The sequence below is a fragment of the Cobetia sp. MB87 genome (assembly GCF_011319755.1).
Taxonomy (GTDB): Bacteria; Pseudomonadota; Gammaproteobacteria; order Pseudomonadales; family Halomonadaceae; genus Cobetia.
Genome location: NZ_VFBC01000007.1, coordinates 529,114 through 550,198, shown reverse-complemented (window position 1 = coordinate 550,198; position 21,085 = coordinate 529,114). Strand labels below are relative to the sequence as shown.

29 protein-coding genes and 1 tRNA gene are annotated in these 21,085 nt (G+C 60.0%); 10 read left to right on the top strand and 20 right to left on the bottom strand.

Features of this window, described 5'->3' with window-relative positions:
- Nucleotide 1 precedes the first annotated feature (1 nt).
- The 3 genes from CDPAHKCJ_RS08490 to CDPAHKCJ_RS08480 all read right to left on the bottom strand — a co-directional run bounded on the left by CDPAHKCJ_RS08490 (nucleotide 2) and on the right by CDPAHKCJ_RS08480 (nucleotide 2,648).
- On the bottom strand, nucleotides 2-1,711 hold the full coding sequence (locus tag CDPAHKCJ_RS08490; RefSeq protein ID WP_166019414.1) for a terminase TerL endonuclease subunit: 1,710 nt from the start codon (nucleotides 1,709-1,711) through the stop codon (nucleotides 2-4).
- A gap of 6 nt (nucleotides 1,712-1,717) precedes the next feature.
- Nucleotides 1,718-2,197, bottom strand: a complete 480-nt coding sequence (locus CDPAHKCJ_RS08485) for a phage terminase small subunit P27 family (RefSeq protein WP_054557049.1) — start codon at nucleotides 2,195-2,197, stop codon at nucleotides 1,718-1,720.
- Nucleotides 2,198-2,321: 124 nt separating this feature from the next.
- Nucleotides 2,322-2,648, bottom strand: a complete 327-nt coding sequence (locus CDPAHKCJ_RS08480) for an HNH endonuclease (RefSeq protein ID WP_240916703.1) — start codon at nucleotides 2,646-2,648, stop codon at nucleotides 2,322-2,324.
- Nucleotides 2,649-3,046: 398 nt separating this feature from the next.
- Here CDPAHKCJ_RS08480 and CDPAHKCJ_RS08470 point away from each other — a divergent pair, with 398 nt between their 5' ends.
- Nucleotides 3,047-3,238 (top strand): DUF2188 domain-containing protein, encoded by a 192-nt coding sequence (locus CDPAHKCJ_RS08470; RefSeq protein WP_166019411.1) that lies wholly within the window; start codon nucleotides 3,047-3,049, stop codon nucleotides 3,236-3,238.
- A gap of 5 nt (nucleotides 3,239-3,243) precedes the next feature.
- Here CDPAHKCJ_RS08470 and CDPAHKCJ_RS08465 read toward each other — a convergent pair whose 3' ends face one another.
- The 13 genes from CDPAHKCJ_RS08465 to CDPAHKCJ_RS08405 all read right to left on the bottom strand — a co-directional run bounded on the left by CDPAHKCJ_RS08465 (nucleotide 3,244) and on the right by CDPAHKCJ_RS08405 (nucleotide 10,341).
- The gene (locus CDPAHKCJ_RS08465) at nucleotides 3,244-3,462 is read right to left on the bottom strand and encodes a hypothetical protein (protein ID WP_166019410.1); all 219 of its coding nucleotides are present in this window, start codon (nucleotides 3,460-3,462) and stop codon (nucleotides 3,244-3,246) included.
- Nucleotides 3,446-3,871, bottom strand: a complete 426-nt coding sequence (locus CDPAHKCJ_RS08460) for a hypothetical protein (RefSeq protein WP_166019409.1) — start codon at nucleotides 3,869-3,871, stop codon at nucleotides 3,446-3,448. Before CDPAHKCJ_RS08460 ends, CDPAHKCJ_RS08465 begins: the two co-directional genes overlap by 17 nt.
- Nucleotides 3,859-4,212, bottom strand: a complete 354-nt coding sequence (locus tag CDPAHKCJ_RS08455) for a phage holin, lambda family (RefSeq protein WP_131431534.1) — start codon at nucleotides 4,210-4,212, stop codon at nucleotides 3,859-3,861. Before CDPAHKCJ_RS08455 ends, CDPAHKCJ_RS08460 begins: the two co-directional genes overlap by 13 nt.
- Before the next feature lie 44 nt (nucleotides 4,213-4,256).
- On the bottom strand, nucleotides 4,257-4,787 hold the full coding sequence (locus tag CDPAHKCJ_RS08450; RefSeq protein WP_166019408.1) for a glycoside hydrolase family 104 protein: 531 nt from the start codon (nucleotides 4,785-4,787) through the stop codon (nucleotides 4,257-4,259).
- A gap of 723 nt (nucleotides 4,788-5,510) precedes the next feature.
- Nucleotides 5,511-6,068 (bottom strand): hypothetical protein, encoded by a 558-nt coding sequence (locus tag CDPAHKCJ_RS08445; protein ID WP_166019407.1) that lies wholly within the window; start codon nucleotides 6,066-6,068, stop codon nucleotides 5,511-5,513.
- Nucleotides 6,069-6,103: 35 nt separating this feature from the next.
- On the bottom strand, nucleotides 6,104-6,640 hold the full coding sequence (locus CDPAHKCJ_RS08440) for a VRR-NUC domain-containing protein (protein ID WP_166019406.1): 537 nt from the start codon (nucleotides 6,638-6,640) through the stop codon (nucleotides 6,104-6,106).
- Entirely contained in the window at nucleotides 6,637-6,939 is a 303-nt protein-coding gene (locus CDPAHKCJ_RS08435) for a hypothetical protein (RefSeq protein WP_346773910.1), read from the bottom strand. Before CDPAHKCJ_RS08435 ends, CDPAHKCJ_RS08440 begins: the two co-directional genes overlap by 4 nt.
- Nucleotides 6,940-7,117: 178 nt before the next feature.
- The gene (locus tag CDPAHKCJ_RS08430) at nucleotides 7,118-7,474 is read right to left on the bottom strand and encodes a hypothetical protein (RefSeq protein ID WP_166019405.1); all 357 of its coding nucleotides are present in this window, start codon (nucleotides 7,472-7,474) and stop codon (nucleotides 7,118-7,120) included.
- Nucleotides 7,461-8,210: a replication protein P gene (locus CDPAHKCJ_RS08425; RefSeq protein WP_166019404.1), complete on the bottom strand. Its 750-nt coding sequence runs from the start codon at nucleotides 8,208-8,210 to the stop codon at nucleotides 7,461-7,463. The genes CDPAHKCJ_RS08430 and CDPAHKCJ_RS08425 overlap by 14 nt, the downstream gene beginning before the upstream one ends.
- The gene (locus CDPAHKCJ_RS08420; RefSeq protein ID WP_166019403.1) at nucleotides 8,152-9,159 is read right to left on the bottom strand and encodes a DnaT-like ssDNA-binding domain-containing protein; all 1,008 of its coding nucleotides are present in this window, start codon (nucleotides 9,157-9,159) and stop codon (nucleotides 8,152-8,154) included. The genes CDPAHKCJ_RS08425 and CDPAHKCJ_RS08420 overlap by 59 nt, the downstream gene beginning before the upstream one ends.
- Before the next feature lie 28 nt (nucleotides 9,160-9,187).
- Entirely contained in the window at nucleotides 9,188-9,403 is a 216-nt protein-coding gene (locus tag CDPAHKCJ_RS08415) for a hypothetical protein (RefSeq protein WP_166019402.1), read from the bottom strand.
- Between the two features lie 41 nt (nucleotides 9,404-9,444).
- Nucleotides 9,445-9,765 carry a hypothetical protein gene (locus CDPAHKCJ_RS08410; protein ID WP_166019401.1) on the bottom strand — a complete coding sequence of 107 codons (321 nt, stop codon included), beginning with the start codon at nucleotides 9,763-9,765 and terminating at the stop codon, nucleotides 9,445-9,447.
- Nucleotides 9,766-9,846: 81 nt separating this feature from the next.
- Complete coding sequence (locus CDPAHKCJ_RS08405; RefSeq protein WP_166019400.1) at nucleotides 9,847-10,341, bottom strand: phage regulatory CII family protein; 495 nt, start codon at nucleotides 10,339-10,341, stop codon at nucleotides 9,847-9,849.
- Nucleotides 10,342-10,707: 366 nt separating this feature from the next.
- On the opposite strand from CDPAHKCJ_RS08405, the gene CDPAHKCJ_RS08395 reads away from it, so the two are divergent.
- From CDPAHKCJ_RS08395 to CDPAHKCJ_RS08380, 4 genes are all read left to right on the top strand, one after another.
- Complete coding sequence (locus CDPAHKCJ_RS08395; protein WP_166019398.1) at nucleotides 10,708-11,400, top strand: helix-turn-helix transcriptional regulator; 693 nt, start codon at nucleotides 10,708-10,710, stop codon at nucleotides 11,398-11,400.
- A 141-nt stretch (nucleotides 11,401-11,541) separates the two neighbouring features.
- On the top strand, nucleotides 11,542-11,895 hold the full coding sequence (locus CDPAHKCJ_RS08390) for a hypothetical protein (protein WP_166019397.1): 354 nt from the start codon (nucleotides 11,542-11,544) through the stop codon (nucleotides 11,893-11,895).
- A 76-nt stretch (nucleotides 11,896-11,971) separates the two neighbouring features.
- Nucleotides 11,972-12,208: a hemolysin XhlA gene (locus CDPAHKCJ_RS08385; protein ID WP_166019396.1), complete on the top strand. Its 237-nt coding sequence runs from the start codon at nucleotides 11,972-11,974 to the stop codon at nucleotides 12,206-12,208.
- Between the two features lie 166 nt (nucleotides 12,209-12,374).
- Nucleotides 12,375-12,650: a hypothetical protein gene (locus CDPAHKCJ_RS08380; protein ID WP_166019395.1), complete on the top strand. Its 276-nt coding sequence runs from the start codon at nucleotides 12,375-12,377 to the stop codon at nucleotides 12,648-12,650.
- 407 nt (nucleotides 12,651-13,057) lie between these two features.
- Here CDPAHKCJ_RS08380 and CDPAHKCJ_RS08375 read toward each other — a convergent pair whose 3' ends face one another.
- Nucleotides 13,058-13,585, bottom strand: coding sequence for a hypothetical protein (locus tag CDPAHKCJ_RS08375; protein ID WP_166019394.1), 528 nt, complete (start codon nucleotides 13,583-13,585; stop codon nucleotides 13,058-13,060).
- Nucleotides 13,586-13,965: 380 nt separating this feature from the next.
- Between CDPAHKCJ_RS08375 and CDPAHKCJ_RS08370 the strand changes: the two genes are divergently transcribed.
- From CDPAHKCJ_RS08370 to CDPAHKCJ_RS08350, 5 genes are all read left to right on the top strand, one after another.
- On the top strand, nucleotides 13,966-14,253 hold the full coding sequence (locus tag CDPAHKCJ_RS08370; protein ID WP_166019393.1) for a hypothetical protein: 288 nt from the start codon (nucleotides 13,966-13,968) through the stop codon (nucleotides 14,251-14,253).
- A gap of 96 nt (nucleotides 14,254-14,349) precedes the next feature.
- On the top strand, nucleotides 14,350-14,976 hold the full coding sequence (locus CDPAHKCJ_RS08365; protein ID WP_166019392.1) for a hypothetical protein: 627 nt from the start codon (nucleotides 14,350-14,352) through the stop codon (nucleotides 14,974-14,976).
- Between the two features lie 374 nt (nucleotides 14,977-15,350).
- Nucleotides 15,351-16,265: a DNA cytosine methyltransferase gene (locus CDPAHKCJ_RS08360; protein WP_166019391.1), complete on the top strand. Its 915-nt coding sequence runs from the start codon at nucleotides 15,351-15,353 to the stop codon at nucleotides 16,263-16,265.
- A 184-nt stretch (nucleotides 16,266-16,449) separates the two neighbouring features.
- Complete coding sequence (locus CDPAHKCJ_RS08355; RefSeq protein ID WP_166019390.1) at nucleotides 16,450-16,599, top strand: hypothetical protein; 150 nt, start codon at nucleotides 16,450-16,452, stop codon at nucleotides 16,597-16,599.
- Nucleotides 16,600-16,612: 13 nt separating this feature from the next.
- Nucleotides 16,613-16,846, top strand: a complete 234-nt coding sequence (locus CDPAHKCJ_RS08350; RefSeq protein ID WP_166019389.1) for an AlpA family phage regulatory protein — start codon at nucleotides 16,613-16,615, stop codon at nucleotides 16,844-16,846.
- Here the strand turns inward: CDPAHKCJ_RS08350 and CDPAHKCJ_RS08345 are convergent.
- The 3 genes from CDPAHKCJ_RS08345 to CDPAHKCJ_RS08335 form a co-directional block, all read right to left on the bottom strand.
- Nucleotides 16,815-18,059, bottom strand: coding sequence for a tyrosine-type recombinase/integrase (locus CDPAHKCJ_RS08345; RefSeq protein ID WP_166019388.1), 1,245 nt, complete (start codon nucleotides 18,057-18,059; stop codon nucleotides 16,815-16,817). The two genes, CDPAHKCJ_RS08350 and CDPAHKCJ_RS08345, sit on opposite strands and share 32 nt — an antisense overlap.
- Nucleotides 18,060-18,220: 161 nt before the next feature.
- Nucleotides 18,221-18,297, bottom strand: a tRNA-Arg gene (locus CDPAHKCJ_RS08340).
- Between the two features lie 190 nt (nucleotides 18,298-18,487).
- Entirely contained in the window at nucleotides 18,488-20,839 is a 2,352-nt protein-coding gene (locus tag CDPAHKCJ_RS08335; protein WP_166019387.1) for an EAL domain-containing protein, read from the bottom strand.
- Nucleotides 20,840-21,085 lie beyond the last annotated feature (246 nt).

The window sequence follows — 21,085 nt, the reverse complement described above, 5'->3', positions numbered from 1 at the left end:
GTCACATGACCAGGAAGTCGTCGTCTGAGAGGGAGTCGAGAAGGCTGGGTGGCTCGACATCGAGGGTGATGGCACGCCCCAACGCCATGAGCAGCGCGATGATGCCGTCGATCTTGTTGTCGGCGGCTTCCTTGCGCGGGTAGATGTTCTCTTTGGCGTCGGCCTTGGCGACCACATTGCTGGCCATCCAGGTGAGCAGCGGGTCAGCCGGGTGCGTGAAGCGACCGCCAGTGACGGCGGCCTCCATCTCGCGCATGGCGGGGCTCATGTTCTGGACCGTGTTGCGGTACTCAATGACTGGCGCGCCTTCCTGCATCAACTGATGGGCGAGCTGGGTAGCCCGCCAGGGATCGTAGGCGACTTCCTGCACATCGAAGCGACTGGAGAGGTCGAGGATGTCCTGCCGGATGACCTCGAAGTCGAGTTCTTCACCATCAGTGATGATCAGGTGGCCGGAGTTGACCCAGCCCTCATAGGCAGCGCGGTTGCTGCTGGCGCGCTCGATTGCGCCTTCCGGCAGGTAGCTGCGCACGAAGGCACGCCACTCGACCTTGGCGTCTTCGCGCACCTTGCGGAAGATCAGGCCGATGGCGGCGATGTCGGTCTTGCTGGCAAGGTCAACGCCCAGCCAGCAGGGCTCGCCCTCCATCTGGTCCAGCGACATCGAGTCATCGCCGGCCGCCAGCCAGGTGGCCATGTTCAGCCAGGCGCTGCGTGCCGAGACCCAGACATCAAGGTGCTTGGTCAGAAAGGAGTTCTGGCGGCTGGGGTACTGGATGGCGTCGCGCTGCGCCTTGAGCAGGAATTCCTCGCTGACGCTGACACCGAAATTGGGGTTGGCCTTGCGCAGCACGTCCGGAGACTGCCAGTCGTCGCCCTCATCGATGGTGTAGATCAGCGCGAAGAGTTCAGGGTTATCAACCACACCCTCGAGCATCTGCTGCGCTTGCCGGCGCTTGTCGTAGCAAGGGCCAGCGAGGTTGAAGCCAGCAGTGGTGATGATGAACATCAGCGGCTGATCGCGGGCACCCATGCCGGTCAGCATGGTCTCGTAGAGGCTGGGCGATTGGTGTTCGTGGAACTCATCGACAATGGCGCAGCTGGGGCTCGAGCCGTCGCCCGGGTCACCGATCATCGGTTCCAGGCGGGAGCCGTCACCGGGGATGCTGATGTTCTTGGCCATCACCTCAATGCCGGCGGCGCTGATCAGGGCCGGTGACTTCTGCAGCATCAGCTTGGCCGGGCGGAAGACCTCCCAAGCCTGCTTCTCTGTGGTGGCACCACAGTAGACCTCGGCGCCGTATTCCCCATCGGCGGCCAGCATGTAGGTGGCCACGCCCGCGGCGATCACTGACTTGCCGTTCTTGCGCGGTACCTCGATGTAAGCCTCACGGTAACGGCGCTGCCCACTGCGCTTGCTCATCCAGCCGAACAGCACACTGAAGATGAAGAGCTGCCAGGGTTCGAGCGTAATCAGCTTGCGTTCGCGCGCCCACTTGCCCTTGGTGTGAGGCAGCAGCTGAATGAAGGCGCATGCCCGCTCGGCGGCGTCACGATCGAACCGATAGGGAAAGGCGCGCGTCTTGGCCGCCTTCTGTTCATCGACATGACGCTGGCAGGCAAGGCGGACCCACTTGCAAGCGGGTATCCGGCCAGCCACCACGTCCCGAGCGTACTTGTTCGCAGCATTGACGTTGGGATAGCTGGCCATTGAGTGTCATCGCTTGTTGCCACCCAGCAGCTCGGCGAAGGGGTTGGCGGCATCCTTGGACCCGGGCACGGCCAGGCGTGCTCGGCTGGATGGGTCGAGACCGAGTGCGCTGCCGAAGGTCGTCATCTGGCGGGCCGCCTCATTCTTCGCGGTCAGAGCTGGGTTCTTGATGGGGGCACCGGTGGCAGGACTTTCCAGCACCAGGCCGCATTGCTGGATCTCGACCACGGCCTGACGCCAGGTGGCGTAGGCATCGCAGTAGGCCTCGAGCTGATGTAGGTCAGAGCGCGTCAGGATCTTGGAGCCGACCAACCAGGGCGCGAGCTTGTCCCAGGCATCACGGCCGATCTCGCATAGCCAGTCGGGTGCCGGCGGGGCTTCATCGAGCGCATCGCCCTCGGGCTCGTCATGGTTGATGGCACGCTTGCCGGCGTTGCCCTGCACCGCCTTCAAGTGGCTTGGTTTGGGCTTGCGACCTCGTGTCATCTGAGAATCCTTCGCGCTAGGCTGATTTTTCAATTTCGCGGGTGTGAGAAAGAAACGTAACGGAACGGTGGCCGCCCCCAAAGGTGGTAGAGATTGCACCCCCTCCCCCCTCTCAGGGCCTGCCTCAATCTCCTGATCTGGCCGCCAGTGCCTCGCTTGCCGTCTTGGCTTGGTGGCAGACCTTGCAGATCGCCTCAAGGTTGTCAGCGGCGTCTGTGCCACCCTGAGCCTTACCCACAATGTGATCGACTTCAGTGGCTGGCGTGATGCGATTCAAGCGCTCGCATTGCTGGCAGAGGTAACGATCACGCTTGAGAATCGCATTTCGCAGTCGCCGCCATGGCCGACCACCTCGGCCTTGCCCGCCTCGCCTACTCTTGCCCCAGTTGATAGCGCGATCGGCATGCGACTCGCAGTACCCGTGAGAGGCAGTCGTCTTGCCACCACACATGGGTGCCTTGCAGGGTCGTGGTGGTTTGATAGGCATATAAAGCCCTCAACATGAACGTCGATAGATATTTTTATTCTTATTGATGCAACTAATTTAGTGCACCAAAATTAACAAGACATATCTACACAAAGAGAGGCCGAGATGACGGCTCCTAGCAGCATCCGCGTGGTCGCTAGAGGCAACCAGTGGGCCGTGAAGCGAGAGGGGAAAACGCTGTGTATCAGATGTTTTACAACACAATACGATGCGATTGATTACGCACGCGCCCTCGCGGCCCGACTAAGAACCAAGCTCGTGATTGAAGCAAGAGGCGGAAACATTGTTGATAAATACTCACCATTACTACAGTAAGAACTACACATATATCGATCCACGGCTTTCGATCACAGGAGCCTCTTATGATGATCGAGATGTATTTCTATCAATGCTCTGATGGCTGGGCAGTGCGTCGTGAGTACGAAGACATCCCTCACAAGACGTTCAAGAGTGAAGACGAAGCCCGCGAGTACGCTAAGACTCTCAGTCACATCAAAGGCTACAAGCTCTTCGTCATCCGCGACGGGGGGAACGGGCGAGATCGTGTGATCTGACTAAATCATTCATTCCCCACGTCTTCTGGTCCATCGGCCAGGCGCTCGAGGATCGAGGCCGTCGCCGTGCGGTCATCATTGAAGCGCCGCCGCTGTGACTCATAATCGGCCAGCAGGCTGAGCAGATCGCGGTTGTATGTCACTGGCCTGTCAGGTGCAGGCAGTGGATTGAGCAGGTAGCTCGGCACTTCGGGTGTGCACTGCCACTCAGTTGGCATTACCACTGGCTTGCTCTCGAAGGCGCTGCAGCCACTCAGCAGCAGCGTCAGGCACAGGCCGGTCAGCCCAATCCCCAGTCGGCGCATCGTCTCTCTCCATCCGGCGTGCAGCTGCCCGGGCAGCCATGATTGAACGGTCATCCAGAGCGCGGCTGGCTTCGCGTGCCTCCAATGCGACGGACAGTCGCTTCATCTGATTGCCGTAGTGCAGCGCCATCATCTCGAGCCCGCGGTTGACCGCCTTCTCGGTGGATAGCTCAGCCTTGAGATCATTGGCATGCTGCTCGGCCTTGGTCGCCTCATAGGTCTTCATCGCACCCCAGCCCAGCACCACTGCCATCAGGATGACCTCGATCTTCAAGCCTGATATCAGCTTGCGGCCCCATGCCCACGCGGTCGTGATCAGTGCAGCCATCGTCCCAGCACCTTATCGAAGATGGCGTCAGACTTGGCACGCAGCCACTCGACACCGAGGAAAGCGATCGCAGCCCCGATGGCCACGGCCATGTCCTGATCCAAGCCGCCCCAGTCCAGCAGCGGCTTGAGCGCCAATGTCAGGCCACCCACCAGGGTCGCCTCGAGCAATGACTTGTAGAAGCGGCCACCAGCATGCAGGCCGCGCAGCAGTGCGATCACGAATGACAGCCCCGCTGCATAGAGGTTGGCTTGATACGGCTGTAGCCACTCCAGCAGCATCTGCCATGTCGATGGATCGCGGTGTGGCATATCGGCGGGCTCGTGGTCGTCGTCATGCATATGGCCTCCTGAGTCGGTAGGCCCTGCGCAGTTCGTCGTTATCGTTATGCGATGTGGCCGCCAGCACGCACGTACACGCCCAGCAGCTCATCGGTATCAAGCTCACGCTGCCCATAACCTGCCCCTGGCAGGCTCGCCCAGATGCGCCGGCAGGCGTGGATGGCCTCAGCGATACGCCCGTCATACACCATGCCCAATGCCCGACACTGCCGGATCAACTGCTTGGCTGCCTCATCCTGCGAGGCGGGCGAGAAGTCCGACAGGTGGAAGCGCTTGGCCAGGTCATCCCACGTCCCGACCAGGAACTGATACCGGCCCGCCGCCGTGCTGTGGATGTTGTACGACTTCAGCCATACCGACTGGCGGGGATGATCATCGAAGCCACCGAAGGTCTTGCCGCCCACCAGCACGTCATAGCCCTCAATCGAGCTGAAGCGCGGCGTGCCCTCGGCATAGGCAATGGTGTCCAGGAAGGCCGACAGATTGCTGGCATCATCAGCCGACGGATCAATAGGCGCATCGAAGCCCACCAGCTCGACCTCATCGAGCCAGTGCGCGGGAGCATGTGCAGGCATAGGAATCACCGGGGAGCAGATACGAAAAAGCCCCGCCAGATGGCAGGGCTCGCAAATTATATGGAACACACTACGAATATCGTCTGCGGGAACGGCCGTGCTCCAGCGCTGCCTCAGCTACGTCATGAGTGAGCCGTGTAAATTCACATTCCTCAATGACAACATCCAAGTCTATCCCCATGTCGTCACACACAATGCATAGAGACTCGCCAAGAGGCCTGAAATCGCCCCCTTTGGCCATCTCCACATGAGTCACACAAATGATGTCATCGAGCATGGCCGTCCTTAAAGGAAAAAGTTCGATTGATACCTCTCGCTTGCTCCAGCCTGCGCGCAAGCTCCTCCTCGTGACAGGCCGAACCTGCTATGTCACTCGTCAGCCCTAAGTGTCTATAGCGTTCGAGTAGCTCCGAGAAGGTGAGCTCGTCCCTGTTTCGCTCTTTATTTAGCAAAGCCCCTAGAGCCAGAAGCTCCGAAGGGTCAGCCTTAGCTCTTTCAACGAGTCCAGCGTCTATGTGATTCATGTTATCCCCTACTCAGAGTGCCCCCATCAGCGAGGGTGAGCCATATCGGGGAGAAGAGCCAAGTTACCTATCAACGAGATATAAACCAAAAAGCCCCGCCAGATGGCAGGGCCTTGAAATGAGCGGTGATCCAGAGACGCAAGAATCACACAATAGCTGGATCGTACCCTCAAACCCTCGCTTTTGCAACATATGGTAGTCAGGCAGCCATTTCAGCTTGAGAAAGCACCATATGCAGTAGCGATTCACGACCACGAGATGCCGCACACTGCATCGATTTGGCCGACTTGAACGGCTCCACCTTCACTGCCCCGGGCACCCAGCCCAGTCGTGCCAGAATCGCCACCTGTGCCGCCACGGCCTGAGATTGGGTCATCATGCGGGGGGACTGGCAATGCTGCACCGGCGGAATGGCATAGGCCGCCAGCAGTACCGCCATGCGCTGACGATCGGTCAGGCGTGACAGCAACGCCGCCGCCATCGTCCGCCACTGGCTTTCCTGCTGAAAGCGCTCTGCCGCCTTGCCGACATGATCCACTAGGCCTGTGCACTCGCCACGCCCTTCCCCCATGCCGCCCACCGATGACACCTGATGCCAACCGGCGTTCTGGTGGCGCAGCCCGGTGCGATACTCGATCTCTTCCTCGAGCAGCTCATCCAGAGCATGTGCCAACGCCTGCTGACGCCTCACGCCCTCCGGCAGCTTCTCGATCAGGCGGAAGGTCTCCGCCAGCCCCATATCCTCGATCCGCTGCATGTCCTGCCCTCCTACTCCGGATTGCTACGTGAGCGCTATGCCGTTGCCTTGCGCCACTCACTGCCATGCGGCATCACTTCTGGCTCACCGGCCACCACCGTCTCGGGCCAGCTCGCATAGGCCACCAGCACCGCCTTGGCCTCATCCACGCCTTTGGCCAGCACTGCCAGATAGCCATTGCCCTCCATCTTCTCAAGCCATTCGCGCTGAGACTTCGCCAGGGCAGCATCGTGAGGTGGCGCCGCTTTAAACTCGATGTAGAGCCCGTGATACCCGCCACGGGCCGTCGCCACCACCAGGTCACTCACCCCAGCACGCACGCCCTGGGCCTTGAGGTCGGCAGCCGTTTTCTTGTTGCGCTTGCCGCCATTGGGGACGTGATAGGTGACATCCTCGAGCAGCACGCCCACCGGCTTGCCGCGCAGCTTCTCGCCCTTGAGCCAGCGAATCAGCACCTTCTGCTCCAACCCTTCACGGTCGATGCGTGGCGCCGACTTGCGGGCTTGTCCGGCGGTACGGTTCGGCGACTTGCGGGCCGCCACCTTGGCGGAAGGATGTGTTGCCCAGCTCATGACGATGCCCTCACCTGATTGGATTGCCAGCGGCGATAGTTGGTGATGATCCGGCGCAGCATGTGCGCCGCCCTCGGCTCATGATCGATCTCGGCCCGACTCTTCACCCCGCAGGCCGTGCGAATGAAGTCCACCGCGTCTTCCTCCTTATGCGTACCGTCTGGCATCACGTTGGTGTCGATGCCGTGCCGGGCGCGGCGCGCCTGATCCAGATAGCAATGGAATCCCTCGGCCTGGCACAGCATCGCGGCCTTGCGGGCCAGCGGGCCACCAACGGGCTTGGGTGTGGTCTCAGTCACGCTTGCCCCCTCAGTCGCTCACCATTGGCATTGAAGCGGGGAGCGCCCAAAGCAATGCAGCGATTGCACGTCCCCAGGCACCCCGCCAGCTGATGGACGGCCACTCGCCTACCGCAAGCAAAGCAGCGGCGCAGGGCTGAGCGATTCGGCCGCCTGTAGCTGCCAGCGGGGCGATAGCTCACTGCAACACCCCCAACATATCCGGCTGACGCTTTACCGGTGCCAGGCGGATCAGGCGGTACTCATGTGCGGCACTGTCTCCACGCCGGCGGCTCTCCACGATCAACCCATGCTGGCGACGCAGATCTCGCAGGCGGGCACTGATGGCTGCCTCACTATCCAGCCGATCGAAGCGCTTGCGGATCTCGGCAGCCAGCTCATTCAGCATCAGCCACGAGCGCGATTCACTGAGTGCCAGATACGTCCGCCCTAGCTGGCAAGCTGGATTGTCCAGCGACGCGCGGCGCGGACGAGTCGCACCAGTAGACTTGCTGCCAATCCCCGTGGTGATTGCCTGATTCTCATGATTCGCCATGTGTCAGCCCTCCTCGCATCATCTTCAGTGCCTGGGCAGGTGTGATGCCTGCCAGTTCGCCCGCCGCCTTGCGGGCCTTCTCCTCCCCCGTCATGGCGGCACGTTCTGCCGGTGACAGCTGGCCGTCATGCCCAATGGCCGCTTGCGGCTTGAGGTCATCACCCCGAGCGTATCGCTCCACCACCTGCTGGTAGTACACGCGGAAGGCCCGTTCGTGCCGGTCCATGCGCTGATAGGTGGCCGAGGCCATACCGTGAAGGTCCATGTGCTCGCCAGCGGCAGCGATGGCCTCATGCGGATACGGCTTGCCGGTGAAGGCGTGGTCCTGCAATGCCTGCCAGGCAGTATCAAAGTCCGGCAGGCCCAACCCCTCGGGCGTCATCTGGCATAGCTCGGCGAACTGCATGGCGCTGTCCGGCGGGAAGGCGTTGCCACGCTGTTGGAGCGACTTGGCCGTACGGGCCTTCTCGGCCTGCAAGCCACAGCGCAGATGCTGGGTGCTCAGGTGGCTCAGGGCTGCCAGCCACTCGCCTTCCACGTCACAGCTCACCCACTGGCCATTCTCTTCAGTGCCCCAGCCCATTTCACGGCAGCGGCGGTGCCAGTGGGCGCCATGCAGCTGGGCCAAGCGATCGAACAACGCATCCACCGCCTTCTGGCTCACCCGTGGCAGGTCATCACAGCCACTCGCCATCGATGACGTCGCCGGACGGCGGCTGGCCTTCGGCTTGTTCACGGCGGCGCTGTTCAATGAGTGCACGCCCTTCAGCGGCTGAGAGTTTCGAGTTACGGATTGGACCAGTTGAGCGACGGCTTCCATGGGTGCCTCCAGCGTTGCGTACAGTGTTGTTCGATGAAGTGTTGGCGTTCTGACTCATGCAGGCCTGGCGGGCCGCCTCTCGCTTGCGGTTCTCACTCACCCAGCGCACGAAGCGAGTACACCAGGCATGATGTGAGTGCCTCCGGCCCGGCTGATCCGCGAAGTGCGCGGTGAAGTCCGCCAGCTCGCCCTGATCCCATGTCAGGGATGGATTACCCCGGCGCATCGTCTCCGTCTGCCAGTGGCTGGCATCCGGCTGCCAGTCCAACGTCATCGGCACCTGACGGGCGCCGGCAGTCGCTTGCGGCTGGCCGTTGTCTGCATGCTGGGCCGCTCGTTCGAAGATGCTCGGCTCGCCTGCGCCAGAGAGAGAGGGGTTAGGATCATTGGTACCCTGATTCGTCGGAGATTTTTCCGACCCTGGCACGGATATTTTTCCGACCCCTCTCGGAGATTTTTCCGAGGTCGGATTTTTTTCCGACCCTTGAGAATCAGGCGCCAAGGGACGGATCGGAGATTTTTCCGACCCTGTCGAGCGTCCCCAGGTCACACCCTTCTCGGTTAGGCGCATGTACGTCCGGTTGTCGCAACTGGTCATCACGATCAGGTCGAGCTTGGCCAGCTGCTTCATGAGCCGGTAGGCGGTGTCGTGCTTATCAGTCAGCAGCGGAAGCTCTTCGCAGATCTTCCCCTTGCCGATGTTGAAGTAGGTGTGGCCATCGATCTGACGCGCATTTGCCCAGGTCGGCACCTGATGCAGAAACGCAAACAGCATCGCCTGCTGAGCATTGAGCCCCCACTCGACGGCCTTGGCTTGATTGATAGCAACGAGATACTGCATCAGCGATATCCCCGCATCGCGCATTGACGGCTCGTTTGTGATCGATGCAGAGTCATGCCTCACCTCCTGCCAGTGTCAGATATTTGGCAGCGCGGGCCTGATGCCACTGCATGCTGCCTAGATCGCCGTCCTTGTCGCCGCGACGGGCCGCCAGCAACGCATTGCACTGGTGCCAGGCGGCATAGGCCGAGTGATATTCACCGGTGAGACGCGGCTGGTCTGGCAGCAGCTCCTTCAGCTTGGCGATCTTGCGGCCAGCACGAGACATCTCTGTCTCAAGGCGTGCTGAACTCATTCGTGCTGTGATGCTCATGCCGATACCTCATCGCCCTTGGCTGCCACACCTAGTGACAGGCGCTCGAAACGTCCTGCCTCGCTCATGTGGTGGTCGATCGACAGAGTGCGGCGGGCATCTGCCTGTGCCGTCTCACCCTGCCCCTTGCCGCACTCCAGCAGGGCCACTACGGCCAGGTGGTGCTGCATGCTCATGCGCAGGTCAATCACGCCACCCACTCGCTCGCGCTTGTCGATCATCACCGCCAGCCGATAGGTCTCAGCCTTGAGGGACTCACAGCTCCAACCCCGATAGCTGGTCAACATCTGCCTGGCTTCACTCGTCTTGATCGTCATGCCATACTTCCTTGGCGTTTTGAGATGCTTCCCCCGGATTGGTTTGGACGCCTTTGGGGGATTTTTGTATCTGGTGCCCGGTTATCGGCTCACCACCTTCAGCGGCTTGCGCATCGCTTGCAGCTGCCCCATCAGGGTGCTCATCTGCTGCTCAATGGCCTTGTGCTGCGCCTCAAGCTGCGCCGCCTCTTCCTCGTCCACCTCGCCATCTGCAATCGCTGCCTGAATCAGCGCCGCCATCGCGCCCTGCCCCTGCTGGGCATCCAGCACTGACGCGAACACGTCACCACGGCTCACCTGGCCCTTCGCACAACGCGGCACCGCCACCATGCCCAGGTAATCCAGAAACGGAGCCATCAGGCGCATCTGGTGCTCGCGGTCCACGTTCCAGAAGATCCCCACGAAATCGATGAAGCGCAGCGGCATCGGCTCGTCTTCACTGAGGCGGCGATACATGGACTTGGCTGACATGCCCAGATCACTCGCCAGCTGCTTGGGCTGGCACTCGAACGCCACGTCATGCACTGCGTCCAGGAAGGCATCCATGTCTCGCTCGATCTCTGTATGGGCATCCATGGTCAATTTCTCCGTGTTCGTTCCGTTTAAGCCGATATGGGCGGCGGGCTATGCTGTGGGTGTCAGGCGGTGTTCTTGTTTCGTAGCTCCGGGCTGGCTTTGAGCTTTCCCCTTGTTCGCCCTTCGATTTCGAATTGAACGCGGGCAGGGAGATCCTCAGGCCATTGCTGAACAGCACTCCGGGTTCTTCCAAGCGCCCTTGCAGCCGCAGCCATGCTTCCGAAGCAATCAACCAAGTCCTTCTTGGTCATTTGGCGTCTCCTTAATGTATAGGCCGAAGTATAGAACTCTATCCACAAAGGAGACAAGACTCTATACGCACATTTCGTATAGTTTTCTTGTCATACACTTTTGAAGGGCGATGCCATGAAGGTCCGCATCAAGCAAAAACGAAAAGAGGCGGGACTTAGCCAAGACGCGCTTGCCAAGCAGGTAGGAGTAACCAAGGGAGCCATAAGCCAGTGGGAGCAAGGGGCGACCAACCCAAGCGGTCAGAACCTGTACTCACTCGCGAAAGCCTTGGGCGTCACAGCTGAGTGGCTACTCAATGGCAGAGATTCACAAACCTCTGCACCAATCTCCGATGAACTGATCCTCCATGAACCGGAGTTTGTAGACGACGACGCTCCGCTCGGGCCAGATGAGGTAGAGATCCCCTACTTCCGCGAAGTCGAGATGGCGGCTGGCGATGGCCGCACGCAAGTCATCGAGAACCACGGGGCCTACATGCGGTTTAACCTGCCGCGCCTAGCTCGCGCCGGGGTAGACCCCAAGCAGGCGGCTTGCGCTACCGTAACCGGCGATTCAATGGAGCCCATCATAGTGGATGGGTGTCCGATCGGTATCGACAAGAGCTGCCGCCACATCATCGATGGCAAGATTTACGCGCTGGATCATGGCGGCATGTTGCGCGTGAAGCGCCTCTACCGCCTGCCGTTAGGTCGCATGCGGGTGGTCAGTGACAACCACATCGAGTATCCGGAAGAGGTCTACACCCTGGGCGATCCGGATGCCCCGAAGATCATCGGTCGTGTCTTCTGGTGGGAAGTGTTTGCCTGAGAAATCCTCTCGCGCACGCGTTACCAGAGAGAGTGGTTCAAGTAGGTAGGTTCTGGGTACGACAATGGCGTCACCCTCCCCATGACACTGGTGACGCTCTCCCCCTGACACTGGTGACACCCTCCCTTTACCGACACCATCATGAAAGCCCTTCCTTTCGGCGGGGTATCAGGAGGCCATATGGACATGCCTAGCGATCATCTCGCCATCACCGGACAGGATTTCTCCGACTATCTGTCCAAGCGCTGCCCAGGCCTGAAATGCCCGATGTGCCAGACGACGGAAAACCTCATGCTGCATGCCGACAGCTCTGATGGGCCTGCTCACCTGCTCACGACGCCAGTTCATGTTGGCGGCGGTGCGTTTCAACTGGGCAACTACTTCATCACGTGTCTCGACTGTGGCCATGTGATACTTTTCAATGCTCATCGGATTGAAGGATGGGTCAGGAGCAACAAGGAAGCTGCTGGTGAAGGTGATGCCAATGATGAGTAAGGGGAGTAACGTTTTCCCATTCTCCGGCCCCGGTAACGGCACGGGCAGTGGAGACAGCACGGGAGGAGAGCCGCCCATGAACACACTAGAAACACGCGTCACAGCACTCGAAGCTGATGTGCGAACACTCCGTGAGGACGTGGCGGTCATCAAGTCCAACTACGCCACCAAGGCGGACATCAACGAACTCAAGGCTGAGCTGAAAGCCGAGCTGCACTCCTCACTGCGGCTTCAGACCATGTGGAGCGTTGGCACCATCATCGCCGCCGCTAGCCTCGTCTTCGCCATCATGCGCATGGTGCCGGCTACCTGACCGGCCTCTGAATTCGACTCTGACCCGCCCATTGTGGCGGGTTTTTTATCGCTCACATGTATAGAAATCTAAAATAAATTCTTGACCTCTAGGTATAGATAGCTATACCTTTTTAATCCATCGACACGGTACATCGCCATCGTCACTGAGTGGATTGGAGCAGCCCATGACCGACACAGCCCGCAAGCATCGTTCAGCCTTCACTCTCGCCGTCATCGTTGGCGGACTGGTCACGCTCGCCAGCCTCACCCAGCAGACCGATGGCCCGCGCCAGCTGACCGCCAGCGAAGCCGAATACTGCGAGATGACCGCCATGTGGCAGGAAGACGCCAAGGCCGGTTTCGTCGAATCACAGCGCCGCGGCTGGCCGGACTTCCACGGCAATGCCGCCAGCCTCTGCTCCCCTCAGATTACGCATGGTCAGCAGCTCGCCAGTCGCTGATCACGCCTCGCCCCTCGGCCAGCAGGTGGTGCCAGTGGGGATTGCGAGCATAACCACCCGCAGGTAAGGCGCCGGTTCCTCCCTTGCGCTAGCGGCCTTACCCCCGACACCTGGGCAAGTGGTGTGACAGCTGGAGAGACAGCGCTTATCAGAGGGCATCGGCACTGCCGGTATCGCCTGATGAGCCCCGAACCGCCGGGCAATGCGGCTGCTCTTTAACAATCAGGCATGCCCAGCCCGCCCGTAGCGCTAGACACGCGAGAGGCCGCTGGGAGTACGCCGCCCAGGGCTGTCGAAATACTGGGAATGGTATGGGGCTTTGCCAATGGCAGAGCCCACCCGAGAGTGCATCACTGTGCATTCCCGAGTGGGCCAACCACCATCAGTAAGAAGCGAGGGCGAACGCCCTACGCCGGAGTTTCATCGTGCGCTGCCTGTGCTTCCCCGCCATGTCCCTGGCGGGGCTTCTTGGGCATTGGTGTTGCACCGCAAAAGAATCCAAGTACCTGCTCAAGCCGAGTCAGGCCAAGGTCATTTTCATACCACCCCAGATAAATGATGGCATTGCGGGTCGCAATGTTTTCAAGAGATGTCAGCGGCGTAGAATCTTGGGCAGATAGCGCATTGAGACCTGCCCTCACACTGTCATCATCAAGAGCATTGAACTCGGAGAGAAGTTGCTCATAGCGCTTCATCTGAGCCGCAGCATGCCCGGCCTTCTCACCGAACCGCCATACAAGCTGGGATGCCGAGAAAGTCGCAACTAGAATGCCGATCAAAACGCTATTGCCGAGTGATCCAGCAATAGCAGAGCCAAGCAGAATGAGGCCGAAGGTAATCAGATTGTCGAGCCGTCGATTAAATCGCTCGGTCATCTTTTCAACATGAAGTGAATACACGACATCGTATTCCAACTTCTGATTTTGATCGGTCATGGTGGCCTCTGTCGGTTGTCAGCTTTGGCCGGGCCGCTTCTTTGGCGGCTCAACCTTATGATTGGAGGTGTGATCTCTCTGCTCCTTCCTGGAGGGCTGAGAGGTGTTGGGCTTATTACCTGAATCCTTCCCTGCTGCATTCATTGCAATAACTCCTGGCTGTTGTGGTGTAACGCCAGATTAGCACAGCTTTATAGAGTCTCCTGCTGTTGTGGTGATAGCAGGCGCGTCACCTGCGTAGTGGTGAGCAAGCCGGGGCTGACCGGCACCTCATTCGCAAACCCTGACCTTGCCCACCCCAACCGGTGGGCCTTTTTGTGCTCACACGCCAGTCTCTTCTGGGGGCTGACCTGTGCGCTCAACCACTCAAGGAGACCAGCATGACGCTCTTTCTTCGATCTCGGGTCACCGTCGATGGCATCACCGCGACAATGGCGGAACACGCCGAGCGGCTCGGTATCGGGGAAGGGACACTCATGTCCCGCATGACGCGCTTGGGTCGTCATGACCCGATACTACTGCTTGATCCAGCCACCAGGTCTCGCAAGCCAGTGTCATCGCCCAGTCAAGAAGAGATCATCAGCACCTTGAGACGCACGCCCGCCGGCCTGTTGGCAACTGCCAAGCGACTGGGCGATTACGCCTCACTCAAACAGGCATCATCATGATTCACCTGCTACTCATCGCCGCCACTTGCCTGGCGGCTTTCTTTTACCTGCTCGCCGGTGGCTGGCTCGACACGCTGCTCACCAAGGATGACTGACATGACCCGCGATCAACTGATGGAAAGCCTGCTGCACCTCCCCCACCCGTGGCCGCGGCCCGAGACGGACTGCAATCTGCCGACCGACAACGGCCACGGCGATCTCGAGGGCTGGATCAAGGGCCCGACCAACAACGAATGGCACTACGCATGGATAGGCGCCCATGAGCGCCGCATCGTCATTCCCCGGGAACAATGGGAAGAGGCGCTACTGGCACACGTCCAACATCTCGAGCAACCAGTCAGCGATGCAATCGCAATCACCTCAGCAGATGAAGTCGATCCAAGCGACTGGAATGGCGAGGGCCTGCCGCCGGTGGGTGCGGTGGTGGAGGTTCAGATATCCAGCGAGTGGCGAGAGTGCGAGGTGATAGCGCACTTCAAGCAGCCATGCGGAATGGTGGCGGCATTCACCATCAGCCACGCCGGAGACAACAAGTCGCTGGATTACTATCTAGAAGCCTGCTTCCGCCCCATCCGTCCCGATCGAGAGAAGGCGATCGAGGAGATGAAGCAGATCACCAAGGCCGCGGCTGATGCTCATAGGCGCGAGCTGCACGGAGCATTGTCGGAAGAGTACCTGCTGGGTGCGCTCTACGACGCAGGCCATCGCAAGGTAGAGTCATGAACCACTCCCTCACGCACTAAAACTTGCGCCGCCGCCCCGAGAAGCTCAAGCAAGAGGCGTTGGTTACTAAAGCACCAGCCGTTGAAAATTAGCCGATCAGCGAAAAGTTGTAATTAACCACACCTGATATCATTGCTTCGACAATCCCCCACAGACAAAGCAGTAAGCTATTGGAACTACTTGCCACCCTCCTCATGTCAGTCACTGTTATTAGTATTCCCCTCATTATGACGTGGCTGACAACCATAAGTGATGACTGATCGCTATCCGCTGACTTGCGGATATAGCTAACAGGAACATCAAAGCACGCTATCCAAGCCCCCTCTCAGGGGGCTTTTTCGTGCTTGTTCGGAACAATTCGACACGGATAACACATGAACGTCATCGACCTCTTCGCCGGTGCGGGTGGATTCAGCACCGGCGCCAGCATGGCCGGCTGCAATGTGGCCTGGGCTGCCAATCACTGGCCGGATGCTGTCGAGTGGCACAGCCGCAACCATCCGAACGCAGCGCACATCTGCCAAGACTTGCATCAGGCGGATTGGAGCCAGGTGCCCGCGCATGACCTGATGCTGGCGTCGCCCTGCTGTCAGGGCCACAGCAAGGCGCGAGGCAAGGCCAGCGGCAACCCTCAGCACGATGCCAGCCGCTCGACTGCCTGGGCAGTGGTATCGGCTGCTGAGTACCACCGGCCGCCAGCCATCCTTGTGGAGAACGTCCCCGAGTTCCTCGATTGGCAGCTCTACCGCCCTTGGGTGCTGGCCATGCAGGCACTGGGCTATGCCGTCAGCCCACACGTAGTAGACGCCGCGGATCTCGGCGCCCCGCAGAATCGTATCCGCATGTTCCTGGTGCTCACCCAGTCCGCTCAGCCGCTGAAACTGAACCTGCCAACGCTCGATCACCTTCCGGCCGCCAGCTTCATCGACTTCGATGCAGGCCGCTGGCAACCCGTCGAGAAGCCCGGGCGAGCCGCTGCCACTCTCGAGCGTGTTCGCGCTGGCCGCGCCACCCACGGCGAGAGATTCCTGATCAGCTACTACGGCAACACTAAGACAGGGCGCTCGCTGGAACGCCCCATTGGCACCATCACCACGCGCGATCGCTGGGCCATCATCGATGGCGACCGCATGCGCATGCTCAGCCGGTGGGAGTGCCGGTCGGCCATGAGCTTCCCCAATACCTATCAGCTACCGGACAACCACCGTCTCGCAGTGCATCTGCTCGGCAACGCGGTCTGCCCTACCCCGGTCAGCCACATCATCAAGGCGCTGCAGCAAGCAGCATGAATGTGAGGAGTCTATGCGTCAGGTATCGCAAGCAACGTGGGAGCCGCCAGCGCATGGACCATGCCCGCAATGCGATGGCAGTGGCACATTTCGAGGCGTCTTCCATACCTCCCCATGTGTCCATTGTCACGGCACCGGGTACGCCGCAGAAGATGGTGAAGCACTGCCACTGGAAGACCTGATCGTGATGATCAGCAAACGACGAGATCACTGGCGCCGCAAGTACACATTGATGATGCAGGTGCCCGGTGTGCAAGACGCGATGGCCAATCATGCCACCGCGCAAGAAGAGCAGGCCTTGGGCTACAGCTCGAGCCGTTATCAAGGTGACTAGACAGGAGATGACCATGACAGACACAGCCACTCACCAGCCGCTGCGCTTCCTCCGCACCCGTGAAGTCTGCGAGAAGATAGGCCGCAGCCGCTCATCACTTGAGAAGCTGCTTGTGAAAGATTCCAACTTCCCGCGCCCCATCAAGGATGGCATTGGCCGAGCCTCGACCAACTATTGGTATGAGCATGAGGTTGAAGCATGGATGAGCCAATGGGCTACGCAGTTACGTCCCGCTGACGACGCTTGAACTTGTCCCGCTTGGCCTTGGTCATGCCGACTTCCAGTGCCTCAAGGTAGTCGGCATACCACTGCATCATCTTCCGTCTCTGCTCAAGGTACGACGCCTGGTTGTACACGCCCTCCAACCCGATCGGCTTGTGCGCAAGCTGTATCTCCGTCCACTGTAACGGCCACCCATGCTCACTCAGCAGCGTCTTGGCCGTGTGGCGGGCTCCATGCCCCGTCATCCTCTCCTTATACCCTGCATTCGAGAAGCAGCGATTGATCGCTGCATCCGACAGGACAGGTAGCTTTGCCCCCTCCCCAGTGAATACATACTTCGATCGTCCAGAAAGAGGACGCATCTCTTCAAGTGCTTGCAGTGCTTGACGACAAAGTGGCACGACATGATCGCGGCGCATCTTCATCTTCTCCGCGGGGATGTGCCACGACTTGCCCTTGATCTCGGTCCATTCCATCCATCGCACCATGCCTGGCCGCGATGCCGTCCACACGACCATCCAAGCAGCCAAGCGAGTAGACCGGCGGCTGGTTGTCATACGCAGCGCACGCAGAAAGTCTGGTAGATCTTCTTCCAGTAGATGAGGACGAGGCTTGGAGACAGGTGCCGGCGCCGCAACGTCCAGCAGGTTCGAAGCTGGGTTGTTCTCGCAATAGCCGTGAGCAATGGCGAAGTCGAAGATCCGGCGCAGAAAAGCTCGGGACTTCTCGGCAATATTGAAAGCCTTGCGGGCCTCAATGCCTTTCTGAACGCGCACGCAGTCAGCCCGTGACACATCAGCAACTGCCATATCTCCCAGTGCAGGCAACGCATCATTATCGAGCCAATGCCTCATCTTGGTCAGCGTCTTGGCCGATCTCCCCTGCATCTGCTTGTGCTCGTACCACTGCTCCGCGACCACCCCAAAGGTCCGGACACCACCGCCCCCTCTAAGGTGCTCCCGGGGATCAATGCCGTCGGCTACCAGCTCGGCAATCTGGATAGCTTGAGCTCGCGCTTTCTTGGCCTTGGTGTCCGGGTAACCCCCTACCCCCATGAACGACCACTTTTGCGTGATCGGGTGTTTGTAGCGAACCTCCCAGCGCTTGCGGCCAGTTGGCGACACGACGAAGTAGAGACGGTCCAGGCCATAGGCCTCACGATACTCACGCGCTTCTGGCTCGAGGGTAGACAACACGGTGTCTGCAAGCGGTCGCCGCTTGATAGCATCACGCTTCATGTATGGTGCCCATGTATGGTGGAACCTCACCATACACCACACCATACACGGGCCTCTAGAGTGGATGCATGTATAAATATACAGCATTACGGACGAAATAAAGGTAAAACAAGGAGTTACGAGAATATAAGAGGAGGGTAAAGCAGGGAAAAAGAGGGACTTGGCGCCCCCTGCAGGAGTCGAACCTGCGACCTGCCCCTTAGGAGGGGGCCGCTCTATCCAGCTGAGCTAAGGGGGCGTAGCGAGCGGAAGTATAAGCCATTGAAGTGGCGAGATAAACCCGACAATTGCTGCGCCTCCAGCATCACGCCCCCTGTCGTCGGCCACATGCTTCAGGCACCGGATCAATAACCTGAGGGCATGCTCGACGCCTGATTTCGGTGTCATGCCCCCTGGCTGGCCGAGACAGCCTCATGAACATGCCTTCCCTATCCTTTCGACAATCGGGTTTCCGCGTCGCCAATCACCTCTGCCATCGGACGCGGGCGCCCCAGCAGGTAGCCCTGGACTCGCTCGCAGCCCATGCGCCGCAAGACTTCGAGCTGCTCTACCTCTTCCACGCCTTCCGCCACGACATCGAGTGACAGGGCGCGCGCCATCATCAGCATGGCACGCACGATCTCGTTGCCTGTGGTGTGCGTGTCTGGCGAATCCTCATGAGACAGGTCATTGATGAAGCTGCGATCTATCTTCAGCTCCTTGAGCGGCATGCGACGCAGACGCGACAGATTCGAGTAGCCGATGCCGAAATCATCAATCGAGAAGCTCAGGCCCAAGGCTGCCAGCTGGTCAATCTTCTCGAGCATTGCCGCTTCATCATCCGTCGCCAGGCTCTCGGTGATTTCCATACGCAAGAGCTCAGGCGCGAAGTCATGTTGCGCCAGCAGCTTGGTGACCTGCGGCACGAACTCGCTGCTACGGAACTGCACCTGACTGACATTGACCGCCATCGGTAGCGCATGTCCTCGGGCGGTCATGGCGGCAAGCGCGCGACAGACCTGCTCCAGCACCCAATGCCCCAGCTCGACAATCAGCCCGGACTCCTCCGCGATGGGGATGAAGGTCGCTGGCGAGACCATCCCCAGCTGCGGATCATGCCAACGTAGCAATGCCTCGGCGCCACACAGCTGCGGCTCACCACTTTCGGGCAGGGAAAATTGCGGCTGAAGATAGACGCTCAGCTGCTGGCGAGACACGGCCTCACGCAGCGCGTGTTCCATTCGGGCGGCATCGATGATGCGCTGGCGCATCTCGGGGGCGAAGAAACACAGCCGTGCACGCCCGGCCCCCTTGCTTTCATAGAGCGCGATATCCGCTTGATGCAGGAGGTGGCTCCAGGCATCGCCTTCTTCTCTATCAATCTCGTCACGCTCCGCCTTGCCGGTCGGCAACACTTGCTGCGAGCAGGCCCCATAGCCTTTCTCGTGTCGCGGATAGAGCGTGATGCCCAACGAGCCGGTCAACTGATGCGTTCGCCCTTCAAGCTCCAACGGCTCCTGCAGTCGCTCCAGCATCAGCTCCGCCACCTGACGCGCCCGGGTAGCCGCTTCGCGCGGCCCACCGGCTCTCGGTGCCAGCAGCACGATGAACTCGTCTCCCCCGTGGCGCGCGAGGAAGTCCTGCGAACCCAGCATCTCTGCCAGACGCGAGGCGACCTGCTTGAGCGCCAGGTCGCCGGCATCGTGGCCGAGAATATCGTTGAGGCGCTTGAAGTGATCGAGATCCAGAAACATCAGCGCGCCCATCTCTCCTGGCCGGGCATGCTCCGCCAGCTCACAGAGATGACGCCGCACGAGACGCCGATTGGGCAAGCCGGTCAACGAATCATGCAAGGCCTGATGCGTCAGTTGCTGGTCACGTCGATAGCGTTCGATCGCCAGCCTGGCCACCTTGACCGCCACTTCGAGCAAGCCATGGTGGGTCGCATCGAAGACCTCGCCCGTCTCGGCATAGAAGGCAAAGCTGCCCAGGGGGTTATCATCGCCATCGAGAATCGGCATCGACAGGCAGGCATCCAGCCCCAACGCATGCGGATGCTCCCGGAAGCCCTCCCAGGCAGGGTCCTGAGCGATGGAAGGCGTCATGACCGGCTCGCGCCGCCACATCGCCGTCCCACAGGTGCCCACACCTTCCCCGATCTTCAAGCCGCGGGTGAACAGCATGAAGCTTGCCGGCAGACTGGGTCCCTGACCTGCCACGATGGTGCGGCCTACATCATCCAGCAGCAGCAACGAGGAGCGCACGTGAACCGCGGCGCCTTCGATGGTCAGACACAGGTCTCGCAATGTCTTGTCCAGAGACTGGCCTGCCGCCACGGCTTCCAGCAGCTCGAGCTGGGAATGGCTCAACATCAAGGCCCTGTGCATCTGGGTAATGTCCGTCTGCAACCCCAGATACCCTTCCACCCGCCCCCTGGAATCCTTGAGCGGAATACAGCGCAGCCGCAATCGCAGGGGCTGGCCATTGCTGTCGTAATGCACCAGCTCCTCATCGCTGGGTTCGCCGCGGCGCCGCTGTTCACGCAATCGGGTGATGACCAGCAGATCGGATGCCGGTCCCATCAGGAATTCACTGGGCACCTTGCCGATCACCTGCTGCTCTCGATAGCCGAGAAGCTGCTCAAAGGCGGGGTTGACCCAGCGAATGCGCCCTTCGAGGTCGTAGCAACAGACGCCGTTGCTGGTGTGATCCAGCAGCTGATTCAGCAAGCCTTCGGCTTCCTGACCATTGGCCGGCCGGGAAGTGCTCGGCATGGTGCCAAACGATGTGGTGTCACTCACTGGCGTATCCTCAGCAGACTCCTCTGCGATCCTGGCTGGATGACATGTCGAGTCTTGTGCTGGACTCGGCGAATTACCAGCACCAGCGTGCCTGCTCCTCGGCACCAGTATGCGGCCTATGTCTCCGTAATATTAACCCAATGCGATGCGTTGAATATGGGTCCAGCGTCATTCGATCAGCACTGGCATCGACCATCATCCGGCACTCGAGCATCGCACAGCCCTTTGAATCGAGTGCGATCACTG